The sequence below is a fragment of the Kosakonia sp. YIM B13588 genome, assembly GCF_042788165.1.
In the GTDB taxonomy this organism is placed as follows: domain Bacteria; phylum Pseudomonadota; class Gammaproteobacteria; order Enterobacterales; family Enterobacteriaceae; genus Kosakonia; species Kosakonia sacchari.
The window spans coordinates 192,883-203,847 of record NZ_JBHZPO010000009.1 but is presented as its reverse complement, the minus strand read 5'-3'; the positions used below and the strand labels follow the sequence as shown (position 1 = coordinate 203,847).

Annotated in this window: 11 protein-coding genes and 1 tRNA gene; 8 read left to right on the top strand and 4 right to left on the bottom strand. The window is 55.7% G+C overall.

Going from position 1 to position 10,965, the window contains the following annotated elements; translation table 11 throughout:
• Nucleotides 1-123 precede the first annotated feature (123 nt).
• Nucleotides 124-200, bottom strand: a tRNA-Met gene (locus tag ACFX4U_RS16695).
• A 206-nt stretch (nucleotides 201-406) separates the two neighbouring features.
• Between ACFX4U_RS16695 and mltA the strand changes: the two genes are divergently transcribed.
• On the top strand, nucleotides 407-1,513 hold the full coding sequence (gene mltA, locus ACFX4U_RS16690; protein ID WP_313511236.1) for a murein transglycosylase A: 1,107 nt from the start codon (nucleotides 407-409) through the stop codon (nucleotides 1,511-1,513).
• A 67-nt stretch (nucleotides 1,514-1,580) separates the two neighbouring features.
• On the top strand, nucleotides 1,581-2,393 hold the full coding sequence (tcdA, locus tag ACFX4U_RS16685; RefSeq protein WP_313511237.1) for a tRNA cyclic N6-threonylcarbamoyladenosine(37) synthase TcdA: 813 nt from the start codon (nucleotides 1,581-1,583) through the stop codon (nucleotides 2,391-2,393).
• On the opposite strand, the gene csdE is transcribed toward tcdA, so the two are convergent.
• A complete protein-coding gene (gene csdE, locus ACFX4U_RS16680; RefSeq protein WP_313511238.1) occupies nucleotides 2,378-2,827 on the bottom strand; it encodes a cysteine desulfurase sulfur acceptor subunit CsdE in 450 nt (149 codons plus the stop codon). The genes tcdA and csdE overlap by 16 nt on opposite strands.
• Nucleotides 2,824-4,032 carry a cysteine desulfurase CsdA gene (gene csdA / locus ACFX4U_RS16675; RefSeq protein ID WP_313511239.1) on the bottom strand — a complete coding sequence of 403 codons (1,209 nt, stop codon included), beginning with the start codon at nucleotides 4,030-4,032 and terminating at the stop codon, nucleotides 2,824-2,826. The genes csdE and csdA overlap by 4 nt, the downstream gene beginning before the upstream one ends.
• Nucleotides 4,033-4,224: 192 nt before the next feature.
• Between csdA and ACFX4U_RS16670 the strand changes: the two genes are divergently transcribed.
• From ACFX4U_RS16670 to rlmM, 4 genes are all read left to right on the top strand, one after another.
• Complete coding sequence (locus ACFX4U_RS16670) at nucleotides 4,225-4,452, top strand: YgdI/YgdR family lipoprotein (RefSeq protein ID WP_017457702.1); 228 nt, start codon at nucleotides 4,225-4,227, stop codon at nucleotides 4,450-4,452.
• Nucleotides 4,453-4,803: 351 nt separating this feature from the next.
• Complete coding sequence (gcvA, locus tag ACFX4U_RS16665) at nucleotides 4,804-5,718, top strand: glycine cleavage system transcriptional regulator GcvA (protein ID WP_017457703.1); 915 nt, start codon at nucleotides 4,804-4,806, stop codon at nucleotides 5,716-5,718.
• 40 nt (nucleotides 5,719-5,758) lie between these two features.
• Nucleotides 5,759-6,154, top strand: coding sequence for a DUF423 domain-containing protein (locus tag ACFX4U_RS16660; RefSeq protein ID WP_305735136.1), 396 nt, complete (start codon nucleotides 5,759-5,761; stop codon nucleotides 6,152-6,154).
• Nucleotides 6,147-7,247 carry a 23S rRNA (cytidine(2498)-2'-O)-methyltransferase RlmM gene (gene rlmM / locus ACFX4U_RS16655; protein ID WP_305735137.1) on the top strand — a complete coding sequence of 367 codons (1,101 nt, stop codon included), beginning with the start codon at nucleotides 6,147-6,149 and terminating at the stop codon, nucleotides 7,245-7,247. The genes ACFX4U_RS16660 and rlmM overlap by 8 nt, the downstream gene beginning before the upstream one ends.
• A gap of 110 nt (nucleotides 7,248-7,357) precedes the next feature.
• Here rlmM and ACFX4U_RS16650 read toward each other — a convergent pair whose 3' ends face one another.
• Nucleotides 7,358-8,392, bottom strand: a complete 1,035-nt coding sequence (locus ACFX4U_RS16650; RefSeq protein WP_313510830.1) for an aminopeptidase — start codon at nucleotides 8,390-8,392, stop codon at nucleotides 7,358-7,360.
• A 236-nt stretch (nucleotides 8,393-8,628) separates the two neighbouring features.
• On the opposite strand from ACFX4U_RS16650, the gene cysG reads away from it, so the two are divergent.
• Both cysG and cysD read left to right on the top strand, forming a co-directional pair.
• Nucleotides 8,629-10,044: a siroheme synthase CysG gene (gene cysG, locus ACFX4U_RS16645; RefSeq protein WP_313510850.1), complete on the top strand. Its 1,416-nt coding sequence runs from the start codon at nucleotides 8,629-8,631 to the stop codon at nucleotides 10,042-10,044.
• A 9-nt stretch (nucleotides 10,045-10,053) separates the two neighbouring features.
• Nucleotides 10,054-10,962: a sulfate adenylyltransferase subunit CysD gene (cysD, locus tag ACFX4U_RS16640; protein ID WP_017457708.1), complete on the top strand. Its 909-nt coding sequence runs from the start codon at nucleotides 10,054-10,056 to the stop codon at nucleotides 10,960-10,962.
• The last annotated feature ends 3 nt before the right edge of the window (nucleotides 10,963-10,965 follow it).

Below are 10,965 nucleotides of genomic sequence, written 5' to 3'. Positions count from 1 at the left end.
GCGGGGGCCGGATTTGAACCGACGACCTTCGGGTTATGAGCCCGACGAGCTACCAGGCTGCTCCACCCCGCGTCCGTCTTGTTTACACTTCCGTCATGTAAACTTTTTTCTTCACATTTTAATTGGTTGCGGGGGCCGGATTTGAACCGACGACCTTCGGGTTATGAGCCCGACGAGCTACCAGGCTGCTCCACCCCGCGTCCGTGGATGCGCACTATACTCTGCAAACGTTTTGATGCAACCTTTTTTTTGCCTGGATCGCATAATTGGCGGGATTGTGTGTAAAAACAATACAATCAGTTTATTTTTTGCACTAAATTAGCGCCGAGTCGTGCTGGCGCATTTCATTAGCGGGTGGGGTTTGTTATCTTCACCCCGCTCCGGGTTAATCAGAAGATGAGAGATAATGAAAGGACGTTGGGTTAAGTTCGCACTCACAGGCGCAATGGTGGCAATTCTCGCGGCCTGCTCTTCAAAACCGACCGATCGCGGTCAACAGTATAAAGACGGAAAATTTTCCCAGCCTTTTTCCCTGGTCAATCAACCTGACGCCGTAGGTGCGCCAATCAACGCCGGAGATTTCTCCGAGCAGGTTAATCAAATTCGTAGCGCCTCACCGCGCCTCTACGGCAGCCAGAGCGGCGTCTATAACGCGATTCAGTCGTGGCTGATGACCGGCGGTGACACGCGTAATTTGCGCCAGTACGGTCTCGACGCCTGGCAAATGGAAGGCACCGACAACTATGGCAACGTACAATTCACCGGTTACTACACGCCGGTTGTGCAGGCGCGCCATACACGCCAGGGCGAGTTCCAGTACCCGATTTACCGTATGCCGTCTAAACGCGGCCGCCTGCCGTCCCGCGCGGAAATCTACGCCGGCGCGCTCAGCGACAGCTATGTGCTGGCGTACAGCAACTCGCTGATGGACAACTTTATTATGGATGTGCAGGGCAGCGGCTATATCGATTTTGGCGACGGCAGCCCGCTTAACTTCTTCAGCTATGCCGGGAAAAACGGCCACGCCTACCGCAGCATCGGCAAGGTGCTGATCGACCGTGGTGAAGTGAAGCGCGAAGATATGTCGATGCAGGCAATTCGCGAATGGGGCGAAAAACACAGCGAAGCGGAAGTTCGCGCATTGCTGGAAGAGAACGCCTCGTTCGTCTTCTTTAAACCGCAATCCTGGGCGCCGGTAAAAGGTGCCAGCGCGGTGCCGCTGATCGGTCGCGCTTCTGTCGCTTCCGACCGGTCGATTATTCCGCCGGGCACGACGCTGCTGGCGGAAGTGCCGCAGCTGGATAATAACGGCAAATTCAACGGCAAGTATGAGCTGCGCCTGATGGTGGCGCTCGATGTCGGTGGCGCAATCAAAGGCCAGCACTTCGATATTTATCAGGGCATTGGCCCGGATGCGGGTCATCGCGCCGGATGGTACAACCATTACGGCCGCGTTTGGGTGTTGAAAAACGCTCCCGGCACCAGCGCTGGCGGCGGCGTGTTCAGCGGCTGAGTGTGCTACACTCGCACCCTCTTCCGGCTCCGGAAGAGGGTCTTTCGTTTCATCTTGAGGTTTGTTTATGTCAGCAGTAATCAGTGACGCCTGGCGCCAGCGCTTTGGCGGCACCGCGCGGTTGTATGGTGAAAAAGCGCTGCAGTGGTTTGCCGACGCGCACATCTGTGTGGTGGGCATTGGCGGTGTTGGCTCATGGGCGGCAGAAGCGCTGGCGCGCACCGGCATTGGCGCTATCACGCTGATTGATATGGATGATGTCTGCGTGACGAACACCAACCGGCAAATCCATGCTCTGCGTGAAAATGTGGGGCTGGCGAAAGCCGAGGTGATGGCGGAACGTATTCGCCAGATAAACCCGGAGTGCCGGGTGACGGTGGTCGATGATTTTGTCACTGCCGATAACGTCGCACAGTTAATGAGCCGTGATTACAGCTATGTGATTGATGCGATTGATAGTGTGCGCCCAAAAGCGGCGCTCATTGCTTACTGCCGACGCAATAAGATCCCGCTGGTAATGACCGGCGGCGCGGGTGGGCAGATCGATCCGACACAGATCCAGGTGAGCGATCTGGCGAAAACTATTCAGGATCCGCTGGCGGCGAAACTGCGCGAGCGGTTAAAAAGCGATTTTGGCGTGGTCAAGAACAGCAAAGGCAAGCTGGGCGTGGATTGCGTATTTTCCACCGAAGCGCTGGTTTATCCGCAGGCGGATGGCTCCGTGTGTGCAATGAAAAGCACGGCGGAAGGGCCAAAACGTATGGATTGCGCTGCCGGTTTCGGCGCGGCGACCATGGTGACCGCGACATTTGGCTTTATCGCGGTCTCCCACGCGCTGAAAAAACTGATGGCGAAAGCGGAACGTCAGGCCAGCGCCTGACGGGCTGCTTCCTGCACGGCGCCAGCCAGCGCCGCAAGCCCCTGGCTACGTGACGCGCTAAGCTGGGTGCGTAAGCCCAGCTCATCGAACAGCGCCAGCGGATCGTTTTCCACCAGCGCTTGCGGGTGCTTGCCTTCTACTGCGGTGAGCAGAACCGCCAGCAATCCACGCACGATGCGGCCTTCACTGTCGCCAAAAAAGTGCATTTTCCCGTCCGCGCCGAGCGTGGAACCCAGCCAGACACGGTTTTCGCAGCCGGGAATTTCCCGCGCCTGCGCTTTTAATTCGTCCGCCGCCGCAGGCAGTTGTTTGCCGAGCAGGATCAACTGGCGATATTTCTCTTCCCACTGGTTGAGCGCGCCAAATGTCTGGCGCAGCGTCTCTTCGGTTACCACCGTGCCGAACGGATGTCCGGCAAAAGCTGGGCTGGTCATGCATCCCCCAGAATGTCGAGCGCGCGATCAACAGCGGCTATCAGCGCATCAACATCGTGTTGCGTATTGTATGGGGCAAATGAAGCGCGCAGCGTACCACTGACCCCCAGCGCCGCCAGCAATGGTTGCGCGCAGTGTTGTCCGGCACGCAGCGCGATGCCGTAACCGGCAAGGAGCGTCACCATATCGCTGTGGTGAATACCGTCGAAATCGAAGGCCAACAGGCTGGAATCCTGGCAGCGGAAAGAGCGGAAACCCGGACGCTGCGCCAGTTGCTCCTCCGCAAGCGTGGCTAAACCTCGGCTGTAGCTCTCCGCCTGGGCGATATCCAGCGTATCCAGCCACTCGAGCGCGGCGCTTAAACCAATTACCCCTGCGACGTTAGGCGTCCCGGCTTCCAGCTTGTACGGCACCGGTTGTGTGGTGAAGCCATCAAACGTCACTTCGGTAATCATCTTGCCGCCGCCGAGCCACGGTGTCATTTCATTGAGCAGTTCCGCTTTGCCGTACAACGCACCGATGCCGTTTGGTCCATATAGCTTGTGGCCGGAGAAGGCGTAAAAATCGATATCCAGACGCTGCACGTTCGCCGGGAAATGCACCACGCCTTGTGCGCCGTCAACCACCACCACCATGCCTGCCGCATGCGCGAGAGTAATGGCGCGTTCCATATCCGGGCAACCGCCGGTGACATTGGACATCTGTCCGAGCGCCAGAATCCGGCTACGTGGGGTAATTAACTGCGGTAATTGTGCGATATCCGGCAGGTGGTCTGCACCCAGCGGTAATTTCACCACTTTTGCACCGGTCTGCTGTGCGACCATCAGCCACGGCACCAGGTTCGCGTGGTGTTCCGCTTCACTGACGAGGATTTCATCCCCGGCTTGCAGACGCGGGCGGACGTAGCATTGCGCGACCATATTGATGGCTTCAGTGGTGCCGCGCGTCCAGACGATATTTTTCCCGGACGGTGCGTTAAGGAGGGCGGCAACCTGTTCGCGCGCCGCTTCATAGCGGGCGGTGAGCTGTTGCGCCTGCGCGAACTGGCTGCGATGCACGTTGCCAGCGCTCAGGCTGTAGAACTGTTGCGTGGCGTCAATCACGGCTTGCGGCTTCAGGGCGGTAGCGGCGCTGTCGAGATAGACGCCCGCATCGGCAAGCGCCGGAAACTGCGCGCGAAAGTGCGCTGGGTTAAATGCGTTCATGCGATTCCTCATCTAATTCCTCAGATCGTCGCGCAATTTTTCGGTCGTAGCAAGGCAGTTGATAACCATCGGAATTATCTGTTTGTCCTGGCAGAGTTCGGTAAGCAGGTTATGCTGAATAGTGTTAGTTAATCGTTCGAGACTCTTCCATGAAGAGTATTTCACAGCATTAATTGCCAGAAGGAGAAGAAGATGAAAAAGGCTGCCGCAATTATTTCTGCATGTGCTTTTGCTTTTGCCCTGAGCGCCTGTTCCAGCCCGAACTATGCATTACATACCAACGATGGTCGTACGATTATTTCGGAAGGTAAACCGAAAACCGACGATCAGACCGGCATGATCTCTTATAAAGACGCCAACGGTAATGAGCAACAGATCAACCGTACCGACGTTAAAGAGATGGTCGCGCTGGAGAAATAACCCTGATTTCAGGCAAAAAAAAGCACCGCAATCTTGCGGTGCTACATTAATCACTATGGACAGACAGGGTAAATGTACAGGAAGTGAAAAAGGGGTAGCGTCGCTACCGGGGTCTGAATAGCAGACCAAATTGCAAACACAACAACACAACATCACAACCGTAAGCCAAAAGCCCTTCAGAACACGCATTCCAAAAAAAGCTTCTCGTTCCGGCTCAGGAAGTGCCGCCACTATAGGTATTTGCTGGTAGAAGCTCAACGGACAATTTATAATGGCTCAGATAAAAAAAACTAATAGGTTAAACACTGTTTCCTGTTTGTTAAATTGCCTTTACATCTAAGCCTGATAACCATGTCCAAGCGATTACCACCACTGAATGCATTACGTGTTTTTGATGCCGCTGCCCGCCATCTGAGTTTTACTCGTGCCGCCGATGAGCTTTTTGTGACGCAGGCCGCAGTAAGCCACCAAATCAAGTCTCTCGAGGATTTTCTCGGCCTGAAATTGTTCCGTCGACGCAACCGTTCGCTGCTGCTCACCGAGGAAGGTCAGAGTTATTTTCAGGATATCAAAGAGATATTTTCCCAGCTCAATGAGGCTACGCGAAAGCTACAAGCACGCAGTGCAAAAGGCGCGCTCACTGTAAGTTTATTGCCCAGTTTTGCCATTCAATGGCTGGTGCCGAGGCTCTCTAGCTTTAACTCAGCTTATCCGGGAATCGACGTGCGTATCCAGGCGGTTGACCGCGAAGAGGACAAACTGGCGGACGATGTCGACGTGGCGATTTTTTACGGTCGCGGCAACTGGCCTGGCTTGCGTGTGGAAAAATTGTACGCAGAATACTTGCTGCCGGTCTGCTCGCCATTATTACTCACCGGTGATAAGGCATTGAAAAAGCCAGAGGATCTGGCACATCACACCTTGCTGCATGACGCTTCTCGTCGCGACTGGCAAACTTATACGCGCCAGTTAGGTCTTAATCTTAACGTTCAGCAAGGACCTATTTTCAGCCACAGCTCTATGGTGCTGCAGGCTGCCATCCATGGACAGGGGATCGCGCTGGCCAACAATGTAATGGCGCAGTCTGAAATTGAAGCAGGCCGTCTGGTCTGCCCGTTTAATGATGTTCTGGTCAGTAAGAACGCGTTTTATCTGGTTTGTCATGACAGCCAGGCAGAACTGGGTAAAATAGCCGCCTTTCGTCAGTGGATCCTGGCAAAGGCGGCCAGCGAACAGGAAAAGTTCCGTTTCCGTTACGAACAATAATTCGCGCGCGTACGGCGCGTATGACTTTTAGGGTACTCACATGACCAGCCGTTTTATGCTGATTTTTGCCGCGGTAAGCGGTTTTGTGTTTGTCGCGCTGGGAGCTTTCGGCGCGCACGTGTTACGTAAATCTTTGGGCGTGGTGGAGATGAGTTGGATCCAGACCGGGCTCGAATATCAGGCGTTCCACACGCTTGCGGTGTTTGGACTTGCGGTGGCGATGCAACGCCGCATCAGCATCTGGTTTTACTGGAGCAGCGTTTTTTTGGCGTTCGGCACCGTGTTGTTTAGCGGCAGCCTTTATTGCCTGGCGCTCTCGCATTTACGCTTGTGGGCGTTTGTTACGCCGGTCGGTGGCGTCTGTTTTCTCATCGGCTGGGCATTAATGTTAGTTGGCGCAATTCGTCTGAAACGTAGGGGCGTTGTTCATGAATAAAGTGGTGTTGTTGTGCCGCCCGGGTTTTGAGAAAGAGTGCGCAGCAGAAATTACCGATAAAGCCGGTCGCCTTGAGGTGTTCGGTTTCGCGCGTGTGAAAGAGAACGCGGGTTATGTTGTTTTTGAGTGCTATCAGGAAAACGACGCCGACAAACTGGCGCGCGAGCTGCCATTCAGTTCGCTGATTTTTGCCCGTCAGATGTTTGTCGTGGGCGAGTTGCTGCGCGACTTACCGCAGGAAGATCGCATTACGCCGATCGTCGGCATGTTGCAGGGCGTCGTAGATAAAGGCGGCGATTTGCGTGTCGAAGTGGCCGATACCAACGAAAGCAAAGAGTTGATGAAGTTCTGCCGCAAGTTTACCGTTCCGCTGCGCAGTGCGCTGCGGGAAGCGGGCATCCTGGCGCGTAGTGATTCAGTGAAGCGCCCGGTCGTTCACGTGTTCTTTATTGCACCGGGCTGTTGCTACACCGGTTATTCGTACTCCTTTAACAACTCGCCGTTCTATATGGGCATCCCGCGTCTGAAGTTTCCGTCCGATGCGCCAAGCCGTTCAACGTTGAAACTGGAAGAGGCGTTCCACGTCTTTATTCCGGCAGACGAGTGGGACGAACGCCTGGCAAATGGTATGTACGCGGTGGATCTCGGTGCGTGTCCCGGTGGCTGGACCTATCAGCTGGTGAAACGCAACATGTGGGTAGCGTCAGTGGATAACGGTCCGATGGCGCAAAGCCTGATGGATACCGGTCAGGTGACCTGGCTGCGTGAAGATGGTTTCCGCTATCGCCCGAACCGCAACAACATTTCGTGGATGGTGTGCGACATGGTGGAGAAACCGGCGAAAGTCGCCGCGCTGATGGCGCAGTGGCTGACCAATGGCTGGTGTCGGGAAACCATTTTCAACCTCAAGCTGCCAATGAAAAAACGCTACGAAGAGGTGTCGAACAACCTGGCGTATATTCAGGCGCAGCTGGATGAACATAACATCGCCGCACAGATTCAGGCGCGTCAGCTGTATCATGACCGTGAAGAAGTGACGGTGCATGTGCGCAGAATGTGGGCTGCGGTAGGTGGGCGTCGCGACGAGCGCTAGCCGCCAGACTATCTTGTGAACCCGGACGATGTGCAAAAGCCTTTTCGTTTCAGTTTTTGCACTGAGGACGGGTTCGTGGGATCTGCAAGATAACGCCAGCAATGCTGGCGTTAATTTTTGGTGGTTTTCGCCAGTTCGCTCACCAGCGGCAGCATGATGCGCACCACGTCGCGGCTGCGGCGCTCAATGCGGCCTGGCAATGCCTGGTCGATATACTGCTGGTTATCCAGCCGGGCATTATGGTGGCTCACGCCTTCCGGGAAAGTTTTGGATTTGGCGCGCTGCTGGTTGCCGTCTTTCAGACCCAGCGACCAGTTTGTCGCTTCCACCGACAGCACCGGAATAGAGGCCTGATCAAACACCTGCGCATCATTAGCGCTGTGGTTGCTTTTGGTGGTAGTGACCGGGGCGCTCAACGCCTGAATGCCGTGCGAACGGGCAATGGCCAGTGCCCGATCCCGCGTCAGTTTGCGTACCGACGCCGGCGTGTTTTTCCCGCTGGTAAAGTAGAGCTTGTCGCCGACGATCAGGTTATTCATGTTGATCACCAGCAGCGTGTTTTTGCGCTCTTTGTCGCTCATTCGCGCAAGATAGCTCTCTGCGCCAAGCTGGCCTTCCTCTTCGCCACTGGTGGCGACAAAACGAATACCGTATTGCGTTGGTGTCTGCTTCAGTGCTTGTGCCAGTTCCAGCATTACGCCCACAGCCGCCGCGTTATCGTCTATACCCTGCAGCGTTAAACCGCCGAGGTTGTTATCAACATCCGCATCGCTGCGCGGCGCATAGGTATCGAGGTGCGCCATGATAATGATCTGCTGCGGCAGTTTGCCTTCATGCGCGGCAATCACCGTGCTGCCGGTAACGTTTTGCCAGTTCTGCTGGTTATCTTTCGCCGTATAGCGGTAACGGGTTTTGAATTTGCGGATATCGCTCTGGTAGCCCATTTGTTCAAACTGTTGCTGAACATAATCCGCAGAGAGCATTTCAGCGGGGGTGCCGGTCATTCGTCCCGGGAACAGGGTGGCAATGTGACGAGCCTGCTCAGTTGCAAAGTCGCCGGGTTGAGCGGTGCGGGCAGAAACCGGGAGGATAAAGCATACGCCGAGCGCCAGGGCAGCGGTACGGAGGCGCAATGCGGAAAACATAGTGAGTCCTTTAAGCAGCAGAATTTTTACCGCGCTTAGTATGAAACTGTGACCCGCTTTACACAATTTCATTTCTTCTTAACCTTCCGAAAATGTTGATGTTAAGCACTTTTTGATATTTGCTTTGCACAAGCGTTATTCCTTTGCGGAACTACTCATTCCAATTCGTAATTTCATTCGTTCTAAACCGCCCCCTATAGTCCCTCTATTGCTGGCCTTGAGTGAGTTACTGCGTTGTGGATTACCTGCCGTTATTTGCTGCTGTAAAAGACCGCCCCGTTTTAGTGATTGGCGGCGGCGAAATCGCCGCGCGCAAAATCGCCTTTTTGCGTCGGGCTGGCGCACATGTGCAAGTGGTAGCGCAACGGCTGGAACCGCAGTTGCAGCAACTTGCCGATGCGCAATCCATTCACTGGCTGGCTACCGAGTTTGACGAATCACAGCTGGACGCGGTTTTCCTGGTGATTGCCGCGACCAACGATTCGGCGCTGAATCGCCGGGTGTTTGACGCCGCCAATGCGCGTCATCGGTTGGTGAATGTTGTGGATGACCAACCGCTGTGCTCCTTTATTTTCCCGTCGATTGTGGATCGTTCGCCGTTACTGGTGGCTATCTCTTCCGGCGGTAATGCGCCGGTGCTGGCGCGGTTACTGCGTGAAAAGATTGAAGCGCTGCTGCCGGGAAATCTCGGGCGCATGGCGGAAGTTGCCGGGCGCTGGCGGACGCGCATCAAAGCGTTTCGTCGCACTACCGATGAGCGGCGTCGTTTTTGGGAAACCGCTTTTCGCGGGCGTTTTGCCAGCCTGATGGCGGCGGGTGACGAACCGGCAGCGGAAAAAGCGCTGGAAGCGGAGCTGGCGCAACCTGGCTCAAGCGGCGGTGAAATCATTCTTGTCGGTGCCGGGCCGGGTGACGCAGGGTTGCTGACGTTGCGGGGTTTACAGGTTATCCAGCAGGCAGACGTCGTGTTTTATGACCACCTCGTGAGCGATGCGGTGCTGGAACTGGTGCGGCGAGATGCAGAGAAAATCTGCGTCGGTAAACGTGCCGGTTCGCACGCTGTCGCGCAGCATGATACCAACCGCATGTTGGTGGGCGCGGCGCGCGAGGGAAAAACGGTGGTGCGTCTGAAAGGTGGCGATCCGTTTATCTTCGGACGCGGCGGCGAAGAGCTACAGGCGGCGGCTGCGTCGGGCATTCCTTTTCAGGTGGTGCCGGGCGTTACGGCAGCATCGGGTGCGACAGCCTATGCAGGCATCCCGCTGACGCACCGGGATTTTGCCCAGAGCGTTACGTTTGTAACCGGCCATTATAAAGCCGGCAGCGCGCCGTTTGACTGGTCGCAACTGGCGCAGAGCCGCCAGACGCTGACGATTTATATGGGCACGATGAAGGCGGCTGAAATCAGCGAACAGCTGATTGCCCACGGGCGTGACGAAACAACGCCGGTGGCGGTGATTTCCCGCGGTACGCGCGTGGATCAACACGTTGCTACCGGCACATTAGAACAACTTGAGGAACTGGCGAAAGCCGCCCCGATGCCTGCCCTGCTGGTGGTAGGCGAGGTGGTTGGGCTGCATCGCGAACTCGCCTGGTTCCAGCATACGACAGCGACGGATGCGTTTGACGCCTCCGTGATTAATCTGGCTTAAGGAATGGTTATGGATCAAAAACGACTCACTCACCTGCGACAACTGGAGGCGGAAAGCATCCATATTATCCGCGAAGTGGCCGCCGAATTTTCCAACCCGGTGATGATGTACTCCATCGGCAAAGATTCCAGCGTGATGCTGCATCTGGCACGCAAAGCCTTCTACCCAGGTACGCTGCCGTTCCCGCTGCTGCACGTGGATACCGGCTGGAAATTCCGTGAGATGTACGAATTCCGTGACCGTACCGCAAAGGCCTACGGCTGCGAGTTGCTGGTGCATAAAAACCCGGAAGGGGTGGCGATGGGCATTAACCCGTTCGTACACGGCAGCGCCAAACACACCGATATCATGAAAACTGAAGGGCTGAAGCAGGCGCTGAACAAGTACGGTTTTGATGCGGCGTTTGGCGGCGCACGTCGTGACGAAGAGAAATCGCGCGCCAAAGAGCGCATTTACTCCTTCCGCGACCGTTTCCACCGCTGGGATCCGAAAAACCAGCGCCCGGAGCTGTGGCATAACTACAACGGCCAGATCAACAAAGGCGAAAGTATTCGCGTGTTCCCGCTCTCTAACTGGACCGAGCTGGATATCTGGCAGTATATCTTCCTGGAAAATATCGACATCGTTCCGTTGTATCTGGCGGCGGAACGCCCGGTGCTGGAGCGCGACGGCATGCTGATGATGATCGACGATGACCGGATCGATCTGCAGCCCGGTGAAGTGATCGAAAAACGGATGGTGCGTTTCCGTACGCTTGGCTGCTGGCCGTTGACCGGCGCGGTGGAATCAAACGCACAAACGCTGCCGGAGATTATCGAAGAGATGCTGGTTTCAACGACCAGTGAACGTCAGGGGCGCGTGATTGACCGCGACCAGGCCGGCTCCATGGAGCTGAAAAAACGTCAGGGATACTTCTAAGGA